At 28.1% G+C, this 21,276-nt stretch carries 21 protein-coding genes; 4 read left to right on the top strand and 17 right to left on the bottom strand.

What is annotated here, in order from left to right:
• Positions 1–9 precede the first annotated feature (9 nt).
• The 3 genes from aroA to pheS are packed head-to-tail and all read right to left on the bottom strand — an operon-like array spanning position 10 to position 4,607.
• Positions 10–1,287: a 3-phosphoshikimate 1-carboxyvinyltransferase gene (aroA, locus tag CJ670_RS03660; RefSeq protein ID WP_105938886.1), complete on the bottom strand. Its 1,278-nt coding sequence runs from the start codon at positions 1,285–1,287 to the stop codon at positions 10–12.
• A 9-nt stretch (positions 1,288–1,296) separates the two neighbouring features.
• On the bottom strand, positions 1,297–3,618 hold the full coding sequence (pheT, locus tag CJ670_RS03655; protein WP_105938885.1) for a phenylalanine--tRNA ligase subunit beta: 2,322 nt from the start codon (positions 3,616–3,618) through the stop codon (positions 1,297–1,299).
• Entirely contained in the window at positions 3,615–4,607 is a 993-nt protein-coding gene (gene pheS, locus CJ670_RS03650) for a phenylalanine--tRNA ligase subunit alpha (RefSeq protein ID WP_105938884.1), read from the bottom strand. The genes pheT and pheS overlap by 4 nt, the downstream gene beginning before the upstream one ends.
• Positions 4,608–4,732: 125 nt before the next feature.
• On the opposite strand from pheS, the gene CJ670_RS03645 reads away from it, so the two are divergent.
• Positions 4,733–5,077: a histidine triad nucleotide-binding protein gene (locus CJ670_RS03645; RefSeq protein ID WP_105938883.1), complete on the top strand. Its 345-nt coding sequence runs from the start codon at positions 4,733–4,735 to the stop codon at positions 5,075–5,077.
• A 28-nt stretch (positions 5,078–5,105) separates the two neighbouring features.
• On the opposite strand, the gene accA is transcribed toward CJ670_RS03645, so the two are convergent.
• The 7 genes from accA to queC all read right to left on the bottom strand — a co-directional run bounded on the left by accA (position 5,106) and on the right by queC (position 10,547).
• On the bottom strand, positions 5,106–6,041 hold the full coding sequence (gene accA, locus CJ670_RS03640; RefSeq protein ID WP_105911585.1) for an acetyl-CoA carboxylase carboxyl transferase subunit alpha: 936 nt from the start codon (positions 6,039–6,041) through the stop codon (positions 5,106–5,108).
• 47 nt (positions 6,042–6,088) lie between these two features.
• Positions 6,089–7,348, bottom strand: a complete 1,260-nt coding sequence (locus CJ670_RS03635) for a beta-ketoacyl-ACP synthase II (RefSeq protein WP_105938882.1) — start codon at positions 7,346–7,348, stop codon at positions 6,089–6,091.
• 110 nt (positions 7,349–7,458) lie between these two features.
• Positions 7,459–7,689, bottom strand: a complete 231-nt coding sequence (gene acpP / locus CJ670_RS03630) for an acyl carrier protein (protein ID WP_066156446.1) — start codon at positions 7,687–7,689, stop codon at positions 7,459–7,461.
• Between the two features lie 91 nt (positions 7,690–7,780).
• Positions 7,781–8,524, bottom strand: a complete 744-nt coding sequence (gene fabG / locus CJ670_RS03625; protein ID WP_105938881.1) for a 3-oxoacyl-ACP reductase FabG — start codon at positions 8,522–8,524, stop codon at positions 7,781–7,783.
• Between the two features lie 57 nt (positions 8,525–8,581).
• Positions 8,582–9,346, bottom strand: a complete 765-nt coding sequence (locus CJ670_RS03620; RefSeq protein ID WP_105938880.1) for a 7-carboxy-7-deazaguanine synthase QueE — start codon at positions 9,344–9,346, stop codon at positions 8,582–8,584.
• Positions 9,333–9,860, bottom strand: coding sequence for a 6-carboxytetrahydropterin synthase (locus CJ670_RS03615; protein WP_105938879.1), 528 nt, complete (start codon positions 9,858–9,860; stop codon positions 9,333–9,335). Before CJ670_RS03615 ends, CJ670_RS03620 begins: the two co-directional genes overlap by 14 nt.
• On the bottom strand, positions 9,861–10,547 hold the full coding sequence (gene queC, locus CJ670_RS03610; RefSeq protein WP_105938878.1) for a 7-cyano-7-deazaguanine synthase QueC: 687 nt from the start codon (positions 10,545–10,547) through the stop codon (positions 9,861–9,863).
• Between the two features lie 108 nt (positions 10,548–10,655).
• On the opposite strand from queC, the gene CJ670_RS03605 reads away from it, so the two are divergent.
• On the top strand, positions 10,656–11,060 hold the full coding sequence (locus CJ670_RS03605; RefSeq protein WP_105938877.1) for a hypothetical protein: 405 nt from the start codon (positions 10,656–10,658) through the stop codon (positions 11,058–11,060).
• Complete coding sequence (locus tag CJ670_RS03600) at positions 11,060–11,731, top strand: 16S rRNA (uracil(1498)-N(3))-methyltransferase (RefSeq protein WP_105938876.1); 672 nt, start codon at positions 11,060–11,062, stop codon at positions 11,729–11,731. The genes CJ670_RS03605 and CJ670_RS03600 overlap by 1 nt, the downstream gene beginning before the upstream one ends.
• 62 nt (positions 11,732–11,793) lie before the next feature.
• Here CJ670_RS03600 and CJ670_RS03595 read toward each other — a convergent pair whose 3' ends face one another.
• From CJ670_RS03595 to argB, 5 genes are all read right to left on the bottom strand, one after another.
• The gene (locus tag CJ670_RS03595) at positions 11,794–12,822 is read right to left on the bottom strand and encodes a c-type cytochrome (RefSeq protein ID WP_105938875.1); all 1,029 of its coding nucleotides are present in this window, start codon (positions 12,820–12,822) and stop codon (positions 11,794–11,796) included.
• 3 nt (positions 12,823–12,825) lie between these two features.
• Complete coding sequence (locus tag CJ670_RS03590) at positions 12,826–14,070, bottom strand: cytochrome b (RefSeq protein WP_105938874.1); 1,245 nt, start codon at positions 14,068–14,070, stop codon at positions 12,826–12,828.
• An 11-nt stretch (positions 14,071–14,081) separates the two neighbouring features.
• Positions 14,082–14,582 (bottom strand): Rieske 2Fe-2S domain-containing protein, encoded by a 501-nt coding sequence (locus tag CJ670_RS03585; protein ID WP_105911575.1) that lies wholly within the window; start codon positions 14,580–14,582, stop codon positions 14,082–14,084.
• Positions 14,583–14,740: 158 nt separating this feature from the next.
• Positions 14,741–16,222 (bottom strand): threonine synthase, encoded by a 1,482-nt coding sequence (gene thrC, locus CJ670_RS03580; protein ID WP_105938873.1) that lies wholly within the window; start codon positions 16,220–16,222, stop codon positions 14,741–14,743.
• 12 nt (positions 16,223–16,234) lie between these two features.
• A complete protein-coding gene (gene argB / locus CJ670_RS03575; RefSeq protein WP_066156414.1) occupies positions 16,235–17,134 on the bottom strand; it encodes an acetylglutamate kinase in 900 nt (299 codons plus the stop codon).
• Between the two features lie 79 nt (positions 17,135–17,213).
• Between argB and CJ670_RS03570 the strand changes: the two genes are divergently transcribed.
• Positions 17,214–19,943 (top strand): RecB-like helicase, encoded by a 2,730-nt coding sequence (locus CJ670_RS03570; RefSeq protein ID WP_105938872.1) that lies wholly within the window; start codon positions 17,214–17,216, stop codon positions 19,941–19,943.
• Here CJ670_RS03570 and CJ670_RS03565 read toward each other — a convergent pair.
• The gene (locus tag CJ670_RS03565; RefSeq protein ID WP_228154196.1) at positions 19,940–20,503 is read right to left on the bottom strand and encodes a thiamine phosphate synthase; all 564 of its coding nucleotides are present in this window, start codon (positions 20,501–20,503) and stop codon (positions 19,940–19,942) included. The two genes, CJ670_RS03570 and CJ670_RS03565, sit on opposite strands and share 4 nt — an antisense overlap.
• Positions 20,504–20,573: 70 nt before the next feature.
• Positions 20,574–21,260 carry a F0F1 ATP synthase subunit A gene (locus tag CJ670_RS03560; RefSeq protein ID WP_105911572.1) on the bottom strand — a complete coding sequence of 229 codons (687 nt, stop codon included), beginning with the start codon at positions 21,258–21,260 and terminating at the stop codon, positions 20,574–20,576.
• Positions 21,261–21,276 lie beyond the last annotated feature (16 nt).

Genomic DNA, 21,276 nt, shown 5'->3' with positions numbered 1-21,276 from the left:
AATTTATCCTTAATACAAAGAGTCTAAAATCTCTTTAAAGTTTGGAAAAGATGAGTTTATGCACTCTACATCATCTATTTTCATATCACAATTTAACCCAGCTATTGCAAAACTCATAGCAATTCTATGGTCACCATAAGAGTCAATAGTTGCACTTTTTAAGCTTCCACCTCTTATTTCATAACCATCTTCAAACTCTGTAAAATCAACTCCACAAAGTGCTAAATTATCTACAACAGCTTTTATACGGTCACTCTCTTTTACTCTTAGCTCTTTTGCATTGCTTACTTTTGATTTTCCTTTTGCTAAGCTCATTGCAATACTAAGTGCTGGAAGCTCATCTATTAGCCAAGATATATTTTCACTTACTTCAACACCATTTAGTTCGTCTCCAATAATTTCAATATCTCCAATAGGTTCATAAACATTCTCTTTTTCAATAAAGTTTACTACTGCTCCCATTTTTTTTAAAACAACATAAGCTTCAACTCTTGTAGGGTTTAAAGATGCATTTTTTATTACAACTCTAGAACCTTTTGAAATTGCAGCTGCAACAGCAAAGAAAAATCCACTAGAAGGGTCTGCTGGAACAGTTATATTTAAGGGTTTTAAGTGAGATGTTAGAGGTTTTATATTAATAAAGCCTTCATTATCTGTAAAAATTTCTGCTCCCATACCTTTTAGCATTCGTTCAGTATGGTCACGTGTTAGTTCATTTTCTTTATATTTACTAACATTTGTAGCTCTTAAAGCTGCCAAAATCATAGCTGATTTAACTTGAGCTGAGTCTACTGGAGATATATAAGAGAAAGGTTTTAAATATTTTTCACCTCTTATAAATAAAGGTGCTTTGTTTCCATTTTCTCTTCCATCAATATTTGCTCCAATATTTCTTAAAGGATCGGCAACTCTTTTCATTGGTCTACTTCGTAAGTATTTATCTCCACTTAAAACAAAAGAGCCATCAACACTTGCTAATAATCCACAAAAAAGTCTCATAGCAGTTCCAGAGTTTCCACAATCAAGCACATCATCTGGTTCGCTTAAATTATCAACAGGAGTAATTTCAACACTACTTCCATCTCTTTTTATTTTTGCACCTAATTGTTCTACAATTTTTAGAGTATTTAAAGTATCTTCAGCCGTTAAATAGTTTTTAATATATGAAGTTTTATTTGAAAATAGTGAAAACATAGCACATCTGTGTGATATTGATTTATCACTTGCAATATTTTCTATAACAATATCAAAAGGCTTATTTAATCTTTTTATATTAAAACTTGACATCTTTTTCCCTTATCTTAAAGTAATATTTAATTTCTCTTTTAAAGCATCTAAAATTGAACTTATAACTTGATTTATATCTTCATCTTCAAGTGTTTTATCATCACTTTGAAGAGTAAATCTAATAGTTAAACTCTCATCTTCTCCAAGTTTATCATCACTGTATATATCGATTAAGTTGTACTGTTTAATCAGGTTATTATTTAGTGAGTTTATAACTTTTTTAATCTCTTTAAACTCTAAAGTTTTTGGAGCAATTATGCTTAAATCTTTTCTAGAAGCTTGAAACTTAGAGTAAGAAGATGCTTTTATTAGACCATCTTTTAAACTATCAAAATCTATTTGTGCAAAAAAAGTATCACTTAAATCGAAATCAGAGGCAACACTTGGGTGAAGCTTAGAGATAAATCCCGATATTTTTCCATCTATTAAAATATTTGCACTTTGATATGGATGAATAAATTTATTATCAATATTTGTCATAGGTTCAAGCTCAAATTCACCAATAGTATTTAAAACTTTTTTTGAAAATGAGAAAAAATCTATATTTTTTGGTTTTCCAGCATTGCTTACATCTTCTAGTGATGAAGCTCCACTGTGAACAAATGCAATTTTTTTACTTTCAACTCTATTTTCATCAAAAATAGTTCCAATTTCAAAAAAACTAGCACTTCTAGCACCTATTTTAAAGTTATTTGAACAGGCCTCAACAATATTTAAAAGTAGTGTAGTTCTGTAAGTATTTAACTCTTTTACAATTGGATTAATAAGATCTAGCTCATCTTTTACAGTTTTAAAACCATATTTTTCTAAATTTTCTTTTGAAGAAAAAACATATGTTAATGTCTCAAAAAATCCATTTTCAATAGCTTTATATCTTAATTTATTCTTTTTTTGTAAATCTAGACTAGTTTTATTCACTCTATTTACTTCATCAATAGCCAAAGGTTTTGAAATAATATTATCAATTCCAACCATTCTTATAACTTCTTCAGCAATATCAGCAATATTTTTTATATCATGTCTATAGTGTGGAACTTTAATCAATAAAATATCTTCCACAGACTCTTTTATTTCAAATTCTAAAGAAGTTAAAATTCTCTCTATCTCTATTTTTTCTATTTTTTGTCCAATAATAGAGTTTATATTTTTTGCACTAATACTAAGAGTTGTTTTTTCAATATCTTCCAAAAATTCTTTTGCTCCAGAGTATATAGTTGCTCCCATTTTAGAAGCAAAACTAGAAAAATAATTAACTCCATAATTTAAATCAGGATTGCTACCTCTTGATGCTTTGTAAAATATATCTCCTGTTTTTATCTTTGCATCAAAAACTCTTTTTGATATAACTTCAGGATTTATATAAGATGCTTCAAGTAAAAAATCACTTGAGCTTTCACTAAAATCTTTTTGTTCTACGCAGATTTGACTTAGACAATTTGTGCTTGAATAAGAGCAATCAAATCCTTTTTCATTTTTTCTTAAATCCAAAACACTAAGTTCATTTTTTAAAACAAAATCTTCTCTAGGATATGCATTTAAAATAGTACCAACACAATGAGTTGCATAGAAAAGTGAGTTTCTAATATTACTATTTTCTTTAAACTTACCAATTAAAGCTACTCTTAGATTTGTTATTAAATCTAGTTTGAAATTTGAAAAATCTATGGCTTTGTATACTAAAAAAGTGTCAATATTTGAACTATTTATCTCAAATATTTGACCAATACTAAGTTCGTGATCATTTATATTTTTATCTAATTCTATCAAAGGTAAATCATAAAAAGCTGCTAATTCTCTAGCAACTCCTAAAATACTTAAGCAATCACCTCTATTTGGAGTAAGACCAATTTCTATAATATCATCATTTAAAATAGGGTAATCTTTTAACTCTTTTCCTAAAATAAGCTCTCCAATAGAGTTGTCTAAAACCATAATTCCATCATTTAATTTTGGAAGTCCTAGTTCTGTTGATGAGCAAATCATTCCATTTGATTCAACACCTCTTAGTTTTGCTGCTTTTATTTTAAAATCATCTCCTAAAATAGCTCCAATAGTAGCAACTGCAACAGTTTGTCCAGCTTCTACATTTGATGCTCCACAAACAATTTGAGTAACTTCATCTCCTAAATCTACTTGACAAACATTTAATTTATCAGCATCTGGATGCTTCTCTTTGCTTAAAACTTTTGCAACAACAACTTTCGAAGCAATACTATTTTTTTCTACACTATCAACTTCTAAACCAATGCTATTTAATGTTTTACAAATCTCATCTGTACTTATGTTTGATATATTTATAAACTCTTCTAGCCATCTTCTTGTAATTATCATTTAAATTGTCCTAATAGTCTTGTATCACTCTCAAATAGAGATCTTAAATCACCAATACTATGAATTAGCATAGCAAATCTTTCTATTCCTAAACCAAATGCATAACCTGATTTATCTTTATATCCAACAGCATCAAAAACATTTTGATCCACAACTCCACATCCTAAAACTTCAAGCCAACCTGTTTGTGAGCAAACTCTGCAACCATTTCCTTTACAAAATACACATGAAATATCAACTTCGGCACTAGGCTCTGTAAATGGGAAATATGAAGGTCTAAATCTAACTTCAACTTCTCCAAACATATGCTGTAAAAATTCAACTAAAACATGTTTTAAGTTTGCAAATGAGATTTTATCAGCATCATCTACAACTAAAGCTTCAATTTGATGAAACATTGGAGTGTGAGTAATATCAAAATCTCTTCTAAAAACAGTTCCTGGTGCAATCATTCGTATAGGAGCTTTTTGGCTTAACATTGTTCTTATTTGAACAGGAGAAGTATGAGTTCTTAAAAGTGTATAATCTTTGTTATAAAAAGTATCAGCCATATCTCGTGCTGGATGATATTCAGGTAGATTCAAAGCTTGAAAATTATGAAAATCATCTTCAACCAAAGGACCCTCTTCAACTGTAAAATTAAGGTTTAAAAAGTAGTTAATAATTCTATTCATAGTTTCAGCAACTGGGTGAGCAGAACCACAGCTAAGTTCGTTATTAAACTTTGTAACATCAATTTTTTCATATTGTAATTTTTTATCCAAAGCAATTACTTCTAGTTCTGCTTTTTTGCTATCTAAAGCTTTCGTTATTTGATCTTTTTGTCTATTTAGATTTTCTGCAAATGATTTTTTATCATCAGCTGGAATATCTTTCATTTTTGCAAATTCTATAGTCAAAATTCCCTTTTTCCCAAGTGTATCAACTCTTAAACTCTCCAGTTCTTCAAGTGTTGAAGCAGATTCGATTTTCTTTATCCAAAGTTCCAATTTTTATTCCTAATCTCTAATTTATTTTTACAAAATATATATTTATAATCTCTAAAAGTTGCGATTATACCTAATTTTTTATTAGAGTTTGGTTATAATTTTTTATAAAAAATCAAGGAGAAAATATGTGCATTTTTTGCAAAATTATAAATAAAGAGATACCTAGTAATATTGTATTAGAAGATGATAATTTTTTGGCTTTTCATGATATAAATCCTACAAGAAAGGTGCATGTTTTGGTTATTCCAAAATCTCATTATGACTCATTTGAAGATGCTCCATCGGATATTATGTCAGGTTTAAGTAGTTTTATAAAAAAAGTTACAAAAGAGTTAAAAATAGATAAAACTGGATATAGAATGATTACAAATATTGGAAATGATGGAGGACAAGAAGTTCCACATTTACATTTTCATTTGATTGGTGGCGAAAAAGTTGGAAGGTTAGTTCGAGAAAAAAATGATTTATAAGATAAACTTTTTTAGTTTATCTTACTTATTACTCAGAAAAAGATCCTAAATTCATAATTTTTTGATATTTTTTCTCTTGTCTTTCTTGTGGCGTTAGTTTTTTAAGTTCATCAACAGAGTTTAAAAAATACTCTTTTAAAGCCATAAATGCTTCATCTTTATTTCTATGAGCACCAATTAAAGGCTCATTTATAACATCATCTATTAGATTTTGTTGTTTTAGATTTTCAGCTGTAATCTTAAGCGCTTGAGCTGCTGTTTCAACTTTTGATGGGTCATTCCATAAAATTGCACTACACCCCTCAGGTGAAATAACAGCATATACAGAATATCTCATCATAGCAAGTTTGTCAGCAATAGATATAGCTAAAGCCCCACCACTTCCACCTTCTCCAATTACTACTGAAACAGTTGGAGTTGTAAGATTTGCAAATTCATAAAGATTTTTTGCAATTGCTTCACTTTGATTTCTCTCTTCAGCTCCAAGCCCTGGATATGCACCTGGAGTATCAACTAACATAAGAATTGGAATTTGAAATTTTTCAGCAAGTAAAGCAGCCCTTAAAGCTTTTCTATAACCTTCAGGACTAGGCATTCCAAAGTTTCTTTTTAACTTTTCTTTTGTTCCTCTACCTTTTTGCTCACCAATTATCAAAGTTTTTTGAGTTCCTATAAAACCTAAATAACAAACAATTGCATTATCATCTACAAAGTGTCTATCTCCATGAATTTCATAAGCATTTGATAAAAGAGAATTAATATAATCAAGTGCATAAGGACGGTCTGGATGTCGTGCTAGCTGAAGTTTTTGATAGTCATTCAAATTTTTAAAAGTTTTTTCAACTTCTTTATTTAATTTTTTATTTAATATCTCAACAGCAGGTTCATCTGCTTTTGTTTTTGCGATTATTATATCTTCTTCAATTTTTTTTATTTTTTCTTCAAATTCTAAGTAAGTAGCCAATGTTTTTCCTTAAGAAAAAGGGTAATAATACCCTTTAAGGTTTAGATTTATTTTGTAAATTTTTTAAAAATTACTGAACCGTTTGTTCCACCAAAACCAAAATTGTTACTCATAACAGTTGTTAAATCAACTTTTCTAGCAACATTTGGAACAATATCCAAATCACATTCTGGATCTTGATTTTCAACATTTATTGTAGGAGGAATAATACCTTCATTTAAAGCTTTAATCGCCATAATAGCTTCAATAGCTCCAGCAGCACCTAAACAATGACCAATTTGACCTTTTGTAGAAGATACAGGAGGGCAATTTTCTTTTCCACTAAAAAGTTCTTTAATAGCAGCTGTCTCATTTTTATCACCAACTGGAGTTGAAGTTCCATGAGTATTTATGTAATCAATTTTTGGATACTCTCCAGTTAAATCTTTTGCCATTTCAAATGCAGCTCTCATAGCTCTTAGTGGACCGTCCATTACAGGTGCAGTGATATGATTTGCATCACCACTTTCTCCAAATCCAATAATCTCACAATAAATTTTTGCATTTCTTGCCAGTGCACTATCAAGAGTTTCAACAACTAAAGCACCAGCACCTTCTCCCATTACAAATCCATCTCTATCTATATCAAAAGGTCTTGAAGATTTTTTAGGATCATCATTTCTAGTAGATAGTGCTTTCATAGCAGCAAATCCACCAACTCCAGCACCACAAACAGCACTTTCAGCACCAACAACTAAAATTCTATCAGCACCACCTAAAACTATTGTTTTCATAGCGTCATTTAATGCATGAGTTGAAGCAGCACAAGCAGTAACATGACTTAAAGATGGACCTTTTAAGTTGTGTTCGATAGATATAAATCCACTTAGCATATTTGCTAAAGATGATGGTATAAAAAATGGAGATATTTTTCTTGAACCTTTTGTATCGCAAATTGTAGAATTTCTTTGAATTGTACTTAATCCACCAATTCCAGAACCTGAAATTATTCCAAATCTATTTGCTATAGATTCATCTACTTTTTTATTTTCACTTGTAACAAAACCGCTATCAATCATAGCTTCTAAAGCCGCTTTTATACCTAATTGAATAAATCTATCAGCTTTTTTCACCTCTTTTTTATCCATAACAGTTTCAGGATCGAAATTTTTTACCTCACCTGCAATTTGTACTGAAAAATCAGTTGTATCAAACAGTGTAATTTTATCAATCCCGCAAACACCGTTTACAACGGCATCAAAAGATTCGTTTACACTATGTCCAGTAGAATTTATAGTACCTAGTCCTGTAATAACAACTCTTTTCATCTAATAATGCTCCAATATTTTATTTAAACTATTCAATCTTTAAGCTAAAAACTCAATAACAAAAACAAATAGATAAAAGAGAAACTCTTTTATCTAAAAAAAAGAAAAAACTATTTGTTGTTTTCAATATATGATATTGCATCACCAACAGTTAATATTTTTTCAGCTTCTTCATCAGGGATTTCGATATCAAATTTCTCTTCTAAAGCCATTACAAGCTCAACTACATCTAGTGAATCTGCTCCTAAGTCTTCAATGAACTTCGAATCTTCTTTAACTTCAGCTGGATCGCAATCTAATTGATCAACAACAACAGCTTTTACATCATCTAATAATGCCATTTTAATTCCTTTAATAAAATTGTCCCAAAATTATAGCAAAAAAGTTTTAAAAACTTTTTAATTTGAAGAAATTATAGTTTAAAGATAAGTTTTAAACGTATAATCCACCATTTACTTTTAATATTTCACCTGTAATATACGATGAGTGATCACTTAGTAGAAATGCGACTGCATCTGCTATTTCGCTTGGATTTCCAAATCTTGAAAGAGGAATATTTTTCTCATATTCTGCTTTTACTTCATTTTTTAATAAATCTGTCATATCTGTTTGAATAAATCCAGGAGTTATAGCATTGTATCTGATATTTCTACTTGCTGCTTCTTTTGCGAATGATTTTGTCATGGCATTTAATCCACCTTTTGAAGCTGAATAGTTTGCTTGACCAGGATTTCCCATTTCACCAACAATTGAAGATATATTTACAACAGAACCAAAGCCTTTTTTCCCTCTTTGTTTGAAAAATTCTCTACAACCAATAAATGCTGAAGTAAGATTTGCATCTATTACAGATGTAAAATCTTCAACACTCATTTTAAGAGCTAATTTATCTTTTGTAATTCCAGCATTATTTACTAAATATGCTAATTCACCATCGCTTTCAATAATTGTTTTAATAGCTGCGATAAATTGTTCTTCTATTGATACATCAGCTTTTATAATTGCTGCTGTTCCACCAGCTTTTTCAATAGCCTCTTTAACAACTTCTGCTTCTTCAATTTTACTTCTGTAATTTATCCAAACTTTTAATCCATAAGAAGCTAGATTTTTTGCAATTTCTGCACCAATTCCTTTGCTTGCACCTGTTATTAAAACATTTTTTCCACTAAATTTCATATTTTTATCCTTTTAATTTTTTGCATAAAGATTTATTATATCAATATTTTTATTAGACTAAACTCCTCTTTTATTATCCCACAATCTAATATGTAATCTATCAGAGTATTTAAATCCATACTTAATTGCAAGATTTACAACATCTTTTGAATTTTTATCAATAGCTTTTGAACTATCTCCAAGTGGCATAAGATATACTTCACACTTTGGAATATCTCTTAAAATATCTTCTATCTCATCTATTGCTTTTTCTAAAAAATCATCTCCAATAACAAATTTTAAATAAGACTCTTTTGTATTGTTTAAAATTTTTGTTAATGTAAATTTATTAACTCTTTTTTTTAAAGGTTCTAAAGAGTTGCTTAGTTTTACACTCATTGAAAATATGATTTTTTTTTGATAATCCTCTTTTAAATCTATATTTAAAGAGCCATTTGTCTCAATTGTAACTTTGTGATTTTTATTAATATAATGTTTTATCAAATTTTGAAATTCTATGTTATTCCAATATAAAAGTGGCTCACCTCCTGTAATTACTACATCAATACTATTTTTATAACTATAAGTTTCAAGAAGTTTATTGGTAATATTTACTATATCAAGATGATTTTCATAGCTTTTCCAACTATCTTTAAACTCCATATCAACAGCATAGTATGAATCACAAGCACACTTTTTAACCCCGCTTGGAGTTTCATACAAAACATTAAATCCAACACATTTAAAATTGCATTTTCCAAATCTAATAAAAATTGAAGGAGAGCCAATTAATTTTCCCTCTCCTTGAATAGTTGGACCAAAAATTTCATTAATCTCTAGCATAAAATGTGCTTTTACTCTTTGGAGTTTCCAAAAACTCTATTTTTGAAACTTTTATATTTAATTTATCCATTTTTTCTTGAACAATTTTTAAAAGCCAAGCTGATATGTTTTCGCTTGTTGGAACAAAATCAACAATAATGTAGCTCTCATAAAGTTCTAATAGTTCATTTTCAAAATTTGTTAGATTTACTGTTTTGTAGCCTTCTTTAAAACTTATTAAATCATTTTTATCTATATTTGGAAGAAGTGTTGAAAATAGTGGATCATTTATATCAATAATAAATTTATGATCAATTACATCATCTAAAAACTTTTTAAACCAATTTAAGTGTTTAAAATCTGTAACCATTCCATTTTCTAAATTGCTAGCTTTTAAATACACAATTGCTTTTCCTTGATGCCCGTGAAGATGTCTGCACATTAAACAGCTATCAAGTGAAAATTCTACATTTAAAGCTTGAGACCAAACTCTATGACCATAACAAAAGTCAAACTCTTTTGAAATTTCCCACATTTAACTCTCCTTGTATTGTATTGGATCTTTTTGATTTGCTTCTTTAAATCCATTTAATCTTAATCTACATGAATCACAAACTCCACAAGCTTCGATCTCTTCTTTATAACATGACCAAGTAAGATTCAAAGGAACATCTAATTTTATTGACTCTTGTACAATTTGAGCTTTACTTAAATGAACAAGAGGAGTTATAATCTCTATTTTTGTATCCTCTTTTGTTCCTTCATTAATTGCATTTTGCATTTTTAGAATAAAATTATCACTACAATCTGGATAACCAGAACTATCCTCTTGTACAACTCCAATATACATGGCACTTGCCTCTTCTTTTTCAGCTATTGCACTTGCAATACTTAAAAAAATACCGTTTCTAAATGGAACATAAGTAATTGGAATAATACCTTTTTCAACACCATTTACTGGTACATCTATTGTTTTATCAGTTAAAGCACTAGCTCCAATTTGTGTAAAAAATGGAATATCTATCTCATATTTATTTAAAACATTTAACTCTTTGCAAATGTCTCTAAATGCTTTTAACTCTTTAGATTCTGTTCTTTGTCCATAATTAAAATGAACTGCTATTAAATCATAATTACTGTTTTTTGCTATGTAAGAGCTAAGAGTTGAATCCATTCCTCCGCTTAAAATTACAACTGCTTTTTTTTTTAAATTATTATTCATATATTAAAAAATCCTTTTATTTTTGAAAAATGTATGAAGTATTGGAAATATAAACTTATTATAAGTTGGATATAATAGCAAAAAAATTTAAAAGTGAGATAAACCTATATGGAATTGATGCAAAGTGCAATTACAACACATATTTATACAATATATATCTTTTTAGGAATAATGTTATTTAATCTATATTCAGTTTTTAGAATAAAAAACTTTGTAACTTTAGCAAAAAGATTGAAATTTATGACTCCTATTTATCATTTGAGTAATGCAATAGTAATTTACACAGGAACTATAGTTGCTTTTTATGCTCATCATTTTAGCATTACAATTGCTTTAATGATTCCAGCTTCAATATTTTTACTTGTAATTGAGATAAAAAGATATAAAAAACAAAGAGTTATAAAAGTTTCTGATATAAAACTTCAAGAAGATTTTTATATTTATGCAAAGAAGATTTATATTATTGAAATTACAGTTTTATTAGCTGTTTACATAATTAGTAAAGTATTTTAATGCAGTTTATATATGACAAAAATGCTAAAAATGAACTACTAAAAATTGAAGATGAGAATTATAACTATATAATAAAAGCAAGGCGACATAAGCTTGATGATATTTTAGATTTTAGAAATTTAGAAGATAACTTTTTGTATTCATATAAAATATCTCAAATCGATAAAAAGAGTTTGTTTTTAAATCTTCTAAAACAAGAGGAAAAAGTTATTGAAAATAGTAAAAAAATTCATCTTGCTTGGTGTATTGTTGATCCAAAAACTATTTATGAAAATATCTCTAGTTTAAACGAATTAGGAGTTGATAAAATTACTTTTGTTTATAGTGATTTTTCACAAAAGAATTTTAAAATAAATTTTGAAAAATTAGAAAAAATATTAATAAATTCATCATCTCAATGTGGAAGAAGTAGTATTATAAAACTTGATATTTGTAAAAATATTGATACTTTTATACAAGAGAATCAAGACACATATTTTTTAGATTTCTCCCAAACTTCTATAGATAGTAAAGTATCAGATATTAAAACTTTAATTATTGGAACAGAAGGTGGATTTTCAAAAAGAGAGAGAGAACTTTTCAATAAAGATTTCATTGTTGGTTTTAGTTCAAGCCTTATTTTAAAATCACAAACGGCTATAATATCTGCTACTTCTAAAATAATCTTATAAAATATAAATAAAAAAAGCTAGAAGTAAAAACTCCTAGCTTTTTAAGTTTTGAAAAGATGTTCTTAGTGAACATCTCTCCATTTACTTGCTTTCCATAGGAAACCAAAAATTGCAAAAATTACTAGATATATTAGGAATTTAGGACCTAATTCTTCTCTTTCCTCTTTTTTAGAAGCTCCAATTTCTTCAAGATATTTTATAACTTGTTCTTGTGACTCTTGATTTAAACCAACTCTAGGCATCGCAGTACCATCAAGTAGTTTTTGCGGGTCATTTATAAATTTACCTAAATAATCAGGACCTCTACTAATAATATATTGAGATAAATCTGGAGGAAGTTTACCCATATAGCTTTTTATATTTTCAGCTGGTGTAAATGCACCCATAGTTCCATTTTTCATGTCAGCATATTTTAAACCATGACATCTTTGACAAGAATCAACAAATACTTCTTTATTTGTCATCTCTTTTGGAGCAATTGACTCTAAATAAGCAACCATATCAGCAATTTCTTGAGAACTCATCCAGTCATATCCTGGCATTGGATGTGCTTTTCCATCTTCAAATTTATGTGAAACTTTTGAAGCAAGTGCTGGATTTTTAATAAATGCTACTAAAAACTCTTTTGTGTATAGTTTACCAGAACTTCCTAAATCAGGAGTTGTTACACCATATGCACCAGCAGTAGTTGCATTATCCATAATTTGTGGAAAACCTTGAGATTCAATACTGTGACAAGCTGTACAGTTTGATGTTACAAGAATTTGACCATTTGCAACATCTCCTTTTGCATTGATTGCTTCATTATTACTTTCCCAAAATACATTTATAGTTTTTTCGAATTCAACAGCTTTTGCTAAATCAGCTTTTGCATTGTTAATTGCTTTTTCATCACTATTTTTTTGTATTTCATCTAAAGCTTTTTGAGCTTTTTCAACAGCAACTTTTGATGTTTCAGCATCTGCTTTTCCAAAATCAAAATTAGAGTTTGATACAGCTGGATGCATTTGCGAGTGAGCAAAAGGCTCAACTCCCCAGTAAGTAATAAGAGTTAATGCTACTACTACTGCTAAAATTTTTAATTCTCTCATCTTTTACCCTCTTCTTTTTTGATCAAGTTTCGTAACAACTGGAAGTAGAACAAATAGTAGAATAAATGCTACTGCTGCAAAGAAACCTACCCAAGCATTTGTTCCAGTTGGAGGAAGTTTTCCATAAACAGTTAGTACTATTAAATCTACAACTAATAACCAGAACCAAATGAAGAATAGTGGTCTTTTGTGAGCTGGTAAAATTTTATTATCTCTATCTAACCATGGTAAAACAAAGAAGATACCATTTGCAAATGCAAATGCAATTAAACCAAGATCAAATGCTGAAATTCCAGCAATATCAAAGAAGAATCCTCTTAAAACCTCATAAGACCATAGGAAGTACCACTCAGGATAAATATGAGCTGGTGTTACCATTGGATCAGCTGGATCAAAGTTAACAGGATCCATAGCAAAGCTATAGTGGAAGAATACTAAATAGAAATAGAATATTAAAAATACTCCAAGAACTGCTAAATCTTTTGAGATAAATACAGGCCAGAATGGAATAACTTTTGACTCTTTTTTATTTCCACTTAAATATTTTTCAGCTTCAGTATCAAAATCAAACTCTTCTGAAGATTGATTATTTACGTGAGGAATTCTTAATGTATAGAAGTGTAGACCAATTAATCCCATAATTGCTATTGGTAATAAGAAAACATGTAGCATAAAGAATCTTGTAAGTGTTGCATCAGCAACATTAAAATCCCCTCTAATCCAAACTACAAGTGCATCTCCAATAACAGGAACTCCACCAAATAAGTTTGTAATAACCATTGCAGCCCAGTAAGACATTTGTCCCCAAGGAAGCATATATCCAGAGAATCCAGCAGCGCTAAATGTAACAAATAGTAACATTCCTGAAATCCAAATCATCTCTCTACCTTGCTTATACGAACCATAATAGATACCTGTAAGCATATGAATATATATTATTAAGAATATAACAGAAGCCGCAACACCATGAATATGTCTAAATAACCAACCAAATGCAACTTCTTGCATAATTGTATAGTTAACTGAATCAAATGCCAAATTGATGTCAGGTTTGTAATACATCATTAAGAATATCCCAGATACAACTAAAATAGTAAATGTAGTAGCTAATAATACTCCCATTGCCCATAAGAAGTTAATATCTTTTGGAATCCAATACTCAGTCATCATAACTTTGTTAAATGCTTTGATATTAAGTCTTTGTTCTAACCACTCACCAACAGAGTTAGCTTTTTCAAATTTTGCCATCTATTGTCTCCTTATGCTTTCATCGCATCAGCGATTTTTTTGAATTCAGGACCCTCTTCGCCTAAAACGATAGAATTACCTTTTACACTAAATGGAGGTAAATCAAGTGGTCTAGGTGGTGGTCCAAAAGTTTGGTGACCACTTGCATTGAAAACACCACCGTGACATGCACATTTCCATTCAGTTTTTTTCCATGCTGGAATACAACCAAGGTGAGTACAAAGACCAATTGCAACTGTGTATTTATCACTTCCAATTACTAAATCTCTTACATTATCTTCCATATCTGCAGTTTTCTTTAAAACAAAGATAGGTTTTCCTCTCCATGTGAAAGTTCCTGGCTCTCCTGCTTTTAAAGCAGATAAATCAATAGTTGTGAATCCACCAGCTAAAACGCTAGGAAGTGGATCCCATACCTGTTTCATACCATACAAAGATGCGGCTCCTCCAACTGCAGCAACTGCAGCAAATGAGTAGCCAATAAAATCTCGTCTATTTGTATCTTTAGACATATTTGGCTTCCTTTTTTTAAAATTAGAATCGGCCTAGATTTTAATATAAAGATACTTAAGAAAGATTGATTTTGGTCAATTTTATAAACGAATGATTAATGAAATGTGTAAAAATAGAATATTTAAAAATAGTTCATTTTGTTGTTTATTAGAAAATCTTATGATTTTCTAATAAATTTTATGATTTCAGATTCAATATTTTCTTTGTCTATTACTAAAGTGTGATTGATTTTTGCATTAAAAAGATTTTTAATAGTCTGAGGTAAGTTAGCACCAAATTTTGTACTAATCTCTTCTAAAGCCTCTTTATCACTATACTTTTTAGAGTCCTGATTTAAAGCATTTAAAACAGTTGGAGAGAATTTTGTCCACTCTGCTGTTGAGTAAATTACAGTTTTTAGAGGTTTTTCTTTTAAGTCATTGCAAGCTTTTATGCAAGTTGCAGTATGAGGATCCATAAGATATCCTAAATCCAAAAACTCTTTTATAGTTTTGTTACCAAATGAATCATTACTAAAAGTAGCACTAAAATATTTTTGTAACTCTTTTGTCTCTTCTTTAGTCATTTCAAAAATATTTTTAGAGTTTAAATCTTCCATTAACTCTTTTGTTCTAGTGCTTCCAAATAGATCAAAAATTACTCTTTCAATATTTGAAGATTTTAATATATCCATAGCTGGTGATTTTGTAAGTTTTAAACTCTTTTCTCTAATATCATAAATTCCAGTGTTTATCCATTGTGTTAAAATGTTGTTTTCATTTGATGCAACTAAAAGTTTCTCAATACAAAGCCCCATTTTTTGTGCATAATATGCTCCAAGAACATTTCCAAAGTTACCACTTGGAACAACTAAATATATATTTTCTCCATTTTTAATAGCATTTTGACGAATAAGTTCTAAGTATGACCAAAAATGATAGATGATTTGAAAAATAATTCTTCCAAAATTTACACTATTTGCAGCACTTAATTTTATATTATCTTTTTCTAATTCAGCTTTGAAACTGCTTGATGCTAAAAGATTTTTTAGAGCATTTTGCGCATCATCAAAGTTTCCTTTTATTCCTAAAACTTTTAGATTTTCTCCATCTTCACAAACCATTTGAAGTCTTTGAACATCGCTAGTTCCTCCATCTGGATATAAACAAACAACTTGAATATTCTTTTTATTTCTAAAAGTATTTAAAGCTGCTGGTCCTGTATCTCCAGATGTTGCTGCTAAAATTAGGTAGTTTTCATCTCTTTTTTGTGCAATTGAGCTAAAAATTGATCCAAAAGGTTGAAGTGCCATATCTTTAAAAGCACGTGTAGGACCATGATATTGCTCATTTACATATAAATCATCTTTAACTTTTACAACAGGACTTGGGTTTTTTGGATTATCAAAATTATCGTATAAATCTAATGCTTTTTGTATTTCATTATCATCAATATCAATTTCAAAAGCTTTTAAAATATCAAATGCAAGCTCTTTATAGCTTTTATTTATATGATTTTCAATAAAATTTTCACCTAAATTTGGTAAATTTTTTGGTACATAAAGTCCACCAAAAGAGCTACTTGGATTTAAAATAGCTTCGCTAAAATTTATTTCTTTTGCTCTTTTTCCATCATTTCCTCTTGTTTCAATAAATCCCATACCATCTTCCTTTTAACTATTTAATAATTTTTCTATATCAATTCCATTATTTGGATTATCAACTCTTATAAATTGAGTTCCTATTCCATCACTTGTAAATAACTCAAGTAAGATTGAGTGCTCAACTCTACCATCTATAATGTGAGCTTTATTTACACCATTATGAATAGCCTCTATACAAGAATCAACTTTTGGAATCATTCCACCAGCAATTGTTCCATCTTTTTTAAACATTTCAACATTTGCTTTATCTAAAGTTTGGATTAGCTCACCACTTTTATTTAAAACACCAACTGTATCAGTTAAAAATATAACTTTTTGAGCTTTTACAGCCATCGCAATTTCACAAGCTGCTACATCTGCATTTATATTGTAACCTGGATGATTTGGTTCATCTCCATTTGCAATAGGAGCAATTACTGGAATAAACCCTTCTTTTATTAGGTTATTTATTATCTCTCCATTTACAGAAGTTATATCTCCAGTGTAACCAAACTTCCCACCATCTTTTGGGACTGCTTTAATTATTCCACTATCTTTTCCAGATATTCCAATTGCTTTTGCACCGTGATGATTTAAAAGTGAAGCAAGATTCTTATTTATTTCTCCACTTAAAACCATCTCAACAACTCTCATGCTCTCTTTACAAGTAACTCTGTATCCATCTACAAAATGTGAAGGAATTTCAAGTTTTGTTAAAAGTTCTGTGATTCTTGCTCCTCCACCGTGAACAACTATAGGTTTTATTCCTAAAAGAGTTAGCAAAACTATATCTTGAGCAAATTTCTCTTTTAAATCATCACTTGTTTGGGCACTTCCACCATATTTTATAACTATTGTTTTTCCATAAAATTTTTTGAAATATGGAATAGCATCTATTAGAGTTTGAACTTTTGGATTTGTTTTTGTCATAAAAAATATCCTTGTAAATTTTAAAGTCTTGATTGTATCTAAAAATCTCTTTTAAAATGAAATATAGTAAAATGAATTTATGGAAAAATATTTAGCATTAAAAGCCAGTGCAGGGAGTGGAAAAACTTTTGCATTAACCGTAAGATATATTAGTTTACTTCTTTTAGGAGCAAAACCTAGCGAAATTTTAACTCTAACTTTCACAAATAAAGCAGCTGCTGAAATGAGTCAAAGAGTTTTTAACACACTTCAAACATTAGGTGATGATGAAGCATATTTAAATGAGATTATAAAAGTATCAAATTTTACAAAAGAGCAAATTCTAGGTAAAAAATCACTACTTATAAAACTATTTATAAATGATAGTTCAAGTATTTTTACTATTGATAAATTTGTAAATAAGATTTTACGAGAGTTTTGTGGATATATCGGAATAAGTGATGATTTCAAAATTTCAAATGATGATATGGAGATTTTGAGCTATAAATTTTTACAAAGTTTAGATGAAAATGGCTTTAAAGAGTTAGTTGAATTTTCTTTATATGAGAAGAAAAAATTTAACTCTATTTTTGAACTATTTAAAATCTTAATTGAAAAAAATGAAAAGATAAATCCTATACAAATAGATGCAAAACTACTTAATCTTATAAAAGATGATATTTTAGAAAAAGCTTTTAAGATAAAAGAGCATATTTTAAATTGCAGTGTTGCAAGTCCTAGTGCCATAAAAGCTGTATCTTTTACAAATTTTGATGAGCTTTTTGCAAATACTTGGATAGAAAAAGAGAATATATATGACTATTCATATTTTAAAAAATGTGCAAATGAAGAGATAAATAGTGTATTTTTGGAACTTAAAGATAGTTTTTTAAATTACTATAAATTAAGAACTTCATATAGTTTAAATAAAATTTTTAAGCTTTATATAAATTTTAAAGAGTTTAAAAAGAGTTTTAATATTGAAAAAAACTATTTTGAGTTTAATGATATTTCAAATTTAGTTTACGAACTTTTAAATAATAAAATCAATAAAGATTTTTTATATTTTAGATTAGATAGTAACTATAATCATATTTTAATAGATGAGTTTCAAGATACTTCTATTTTGCAGTATAAAATTTTAAAGCCTTTGATTGATGAGGTAATTGCTGGAGATAGTGAAAAATTTAAAACATTTTTTTATGTAGGTGATCCAAAGCAGAGTATTTACAGATTTCGTGGAGGCAAACGAGAGCTTTTTGATTTTGTTTTGAGTGAAAATAGTAATATAAAACTTGAAAATCTAAATACAAACTATAGGTCTAGTAAAAATATTATTGATTTTGTAAATAATACTTTTTTAAATCTTCCAAACTATGATTATTTAGCTCAAAAAAGTATTAGAAAAGATGGATTTGTAGAAGTTGTAGAAGATTCAAATTTGCAAAGTGAAGATAAATTTTTAGGTATTTTCAATAAAATAAATGAGCTATTAAAAAGTGGAATAAATCCAAATGATATTGCAATTTTGTGTTATACAAATAGTGATGTTTTAGAACTTTTTTACTATTTAAAAGAAAAATTACCAAATCTTAAAATAAGAACTGATATGAGTTCTAAATTAATTAATCAACAAAATGTAAAAGCACTTATAAATGCTATAAAATATATATATTTTAAAGAAAATATTTATAAAGAAAATTTCAATGCTCTTGTAGGAAAAGATATAAATAGTGAGTTTTTACTAGATATTGATTTAAATGAGTTAAGTGTAGAAAATGTTATTCATTTTATTGCAACTTATTTTGATATTGTAGATGAAAATATTATAAAACTAATAGAGCAATCAGGTACTTATTTCAATATTGTTGATTTTATTTATGAGATTGATAAATTGGATATTAGTATTGAAAATAGTGAAAATTCTGGTTTGCAAATACTCACTATTTTTAAATCAAAAGGTTTAGAGTTTCACACAACAATCTTAATTGATAGAATAAAAAGAAAAAATCATGATAAAAGTTCTCTTTTATTTGATTATGAAAATATTAACTTACAAAATATATATTATAAGGTTTCTGGATATGAAAATTTTGATTTAGAGTATAAAAAAGCTTTGGAAAAAGAGAAAAATCTAAATCTTGATGATGAGAAAAATGTTCTTTATGTTGCACTAACTCGTGCAAAAAATAATCTAATTGTATTTAAAAAAGAGAAAAATAGTGTATTTGATATTTTAAATATAACAGCTTTTAAATTTGGAAATTTAATCTTAAGTGAAGTAGTACAGAGAAAAAATAGTAATAAAAAGATTGCTTATGAAGCATTAAATTTAGGTAAACAAGATATAAAATCTTCAAAAAATAATATTGTAAATAGTGATATATTAAAATCAAAATATTTTGGACTTGCTACGCACTATACTTTAGAAATGATGAGTAATTTTGATGAAAAAGCTTTAAATCATGGTTTAAATTTATCAAAAACAAAATATTTTAACTATTTAGACGAACTTGATTTTGTATCTATAAAAAAGATTATTCAAAATTTAATTAGAAATGATAAATTTCAAAATTTAATTAAAGATTCACAAATAGTGCAAGAACAAGCTTTGATTTACAATGAAGAGATAAAAGTTTTAGACCTACTTTTATATAAAAATGATAGATTTATTATTGTTGATTATAAAACGACAACAGAAGTTTTATATTCTCATAAAACACAAGTGGAGTATTATAAAAAAGCGGTTAGTGAAATTTTTAATGCGAAAAGTGTGGATGGATATTTAGTTTATTTAAAAGAAGATAGTATAGAATTTTTTGAAGTTTAAATAAAATACCTAATAGATGCAAAACCGTAAGCTTTAGTTCTTTCTATCTCTTTTATCTGCTCATTTTTTATTATTCCTCCAAGTGCAAATATCTTTAGATTTGGAAATTTTTCTATAACTTCATTTAATTTATCTACTCCTTTTGATTGACCTTTGTTTGGCGTATCAAAAATAGGGGAGTATGTTACAAAATCTATATTTTTATTCATAGCTTTTTCTAACTCTTCTAAAGTGTGGCAAGATATAATTGTAATAAGATTTAATTTTTTTGCATTTTGGATTTTCTCAAACTGTTGTGAATTTAGATGAACTCCATCAAAACCTAACTTAGTTGCCAAAGATATATTGGAGTTAATCAAAATATTTTTTATTTTAAACTCTTTACAAATTTGTAAAAATATTTTTGCCAACTCCTCAATATTTTGTGAACTTTTATCTCTAAAACAAGCGAAATCAATTTTATGATTTTTGAAAACAGCTCTTAATTTTTCTTTAAAAATTTCTTTATTATCAGAAAAATAGTTTGGGTCAGTTATTAAATAAGATTTTATATTTTTCATATTTTTTTCCAATAAAAAAGGGAATAAGTAAAACTTACTCCCTTTTTATATTTATTAGACCAAGAACTTCTTAGTGATGCTCTTCTTCCATCATAATAGATCCAGCAATATAAACATATGTTAGGATACTAAAAATAAATGCTTGTAAAACACCCATTACTGTTAAAAGAAAAAATCCTGGTAATGGTAAAATCCAAGGTACTAACATTAAAAGTACCATCAAGAACATATCATCTCCTCTTACAGATCCAAATAATCTGAAAGATAGTGAAATAATTCTTGAAAAATGAGAAATTATTTCAATTGGGAACATTAAAGGAGCCAATATTGGTAAAGGTCCCATAAAGTGTTTAAAATAGTTTATAAAACCATTTTTCTTAATCCCTAAATAATTGTAATATGCAAAAACAATGATAGCTAAAGAAGCAGTAAAGTTAATATTACTTGTAGGTGCTTCAAATCCTGGGATTACACCCATCATATTACTAACAAAAATAACTATAGCTAAACTACCAATTAGTGGCATATAAAGTCTAGAATTTTTTTCTCCCATAGAGTCTGTACCTATAGATACAATTCCGCCTACAAAAGCTTCCATAACATTTTGACTTCCTGTTGGAACTAGTTGCATTTTTCTTGTAGCCATTCTAGAAACTAGAAAAATAATTCCAATTACTAAAACAAAGTGAGATAAAATTATCCACTCTTGTCCGTGACCACCAATAGTTCCTAAGAATGTAAACAATCTTCCTTCCATTTTCTTCCTTTTTTCT

Source organism: Arcobacter cryaerophilus gv. crypticus (assembly GCF_002993025.1).
Classification (GTDB): Bacteria; Campylobacterota; Campylobacteria; order Campylobacterales; family Arcobacteraceae; genus Aliarcobacter; species Aliarcobacter cryaerophilus_B.
The sequence above is the reverse complement of the archived record's forward strand: the minus strand, read 5'-3'. Positions and strand labels throughout refer to the sequence as shown.

Bases quoted from the DNA above. Each gene is read 5' to 3' on its own strand.
- CJ670_RS03595 (WP_105938875.1), bottom strand. From the start codon at position 12,822: ATGAGAGAATTAAAAATTTTAGCAGTAGTAGTAGCATTAACTCTTATT.
- argB (WP_066156414.1), bottom strand. From the start codon at position 17,134: ATGACAAAAACAAATCCAAAAGTTCAAACTCTAATAGATGCTATTCCA.
- CJ670_RS03570 (WP_105938872.1), top strand. From the start codon at position 17,214: ATGGAAAAATATTTAGCATTAAAAGCCAGTGCAGGGAGTGGAAAAACT.
- CJ670_RS03645 (WP_105938883.1), top strand. From the start codon at position 4,733: ATGTGCATTTTTTGCAAAATTATAAATAAAGAGATACCTAGTAATATT.
- CJ670_RS03635 (WP_105938882.1), bottom strand. From the start codon at position 7,348: ATGAAAAGAGTTGTTATTACAGGACTAGGTACTATAAATTCTACTGGA.
- CJ670_RS03620 (WP_105938880.1), bottom strand. From the start codon at position 9,346: ATGCTAGAGATTAATGAAATTTTTGGTCCAACTATTCAAGGAGAGGGA.
- CJ670_RS03565 (WP_228154196.1), bottom strand. From the start codon at position 20,503: ATGAAAAATATAAAATCTTATTTAATAACTGACCCAAACTATTTTTCT.
- CJ670_RS03615 (WP_105938879.1), bottom strand. From the start codon at position 9,860: ATGTGGGAAATTTCAAAAGAGTTTGACTTTTGTTATGGTCATAGAGTT.
- pheT (WP_105938885.1), bottom strand. From the start codon at position 3,618: ATGATAATTACAAGAAGATGGCTAGAAGAGTTTATAAATATATCAAAC.
- CJ670_RS03585 (WP_105911575.1), bottom strand. From the start codon at position 14,582: ATGTCTAAAGATACAAATAGACGAGATTTTATTGGCTACTCATTTGCT.
- queC (WP_105938878.1), bottom strand. From the start codon at position 10,547: ATGAATAATAATTTAAAAAAAAAAGCAGTTGTAATTTTAAGCGGAGGA.
- acpP (WP_066156446.1), bottom strand. From the start codon at position 7,689: ATGGCATTATTAGATGATGTAAAAGCTGTTGTTGTTGATCAATTAGAT.
- CJ670_RS03560 (WP_105911572.1), bottom strand. From the start codon at position 21,260: ATGGAAGGAAGATTGTTTACATTCTTAGGAACTATTGGTGGTCACGGA.
- aroA (WP_105938886.1), bottom strand. From the start codon at position 1,287: ATGTCAAGTTTTAATATAAAAAGATTAAATAAGCCTTTTGATATTGTT.
- fabG (WP_105938881.1), bottom strand. From the start codon at position 8,524: ATGAAATTTAGTGGAAAAAATGTTTTAATAACAGGTGCAAGCAAAGGA.
- CJ670_RS03590 (WP_105938874.1), bottom strand. From the start codon at position 14,070: ATGGCAAAATTTGAAAAAGCTAACTCTGTTGGTGAGTGGTTAGAACAA.
- CJ670_RS03605 (WP_105938877.1), top strand. From the start codon at position 10,656: ATGGAATTGATGCAAAGTGCAATTACAACACATATTTATACAATATAT.
- thrC (WP_105938873.1), bottom strand. From the start codon at position 16,222: ATGGGATTTATTGAAACAAGAGGAAATGATGGAAAAAGAGCAAAAGAA.
- CJ670_RS03600 (WP_105938876.1), top strand. From the start codon at position 11,060: ATGCAGTTTATATATGACAAAAATGCTAAAAATGAACTACTAAAAATT.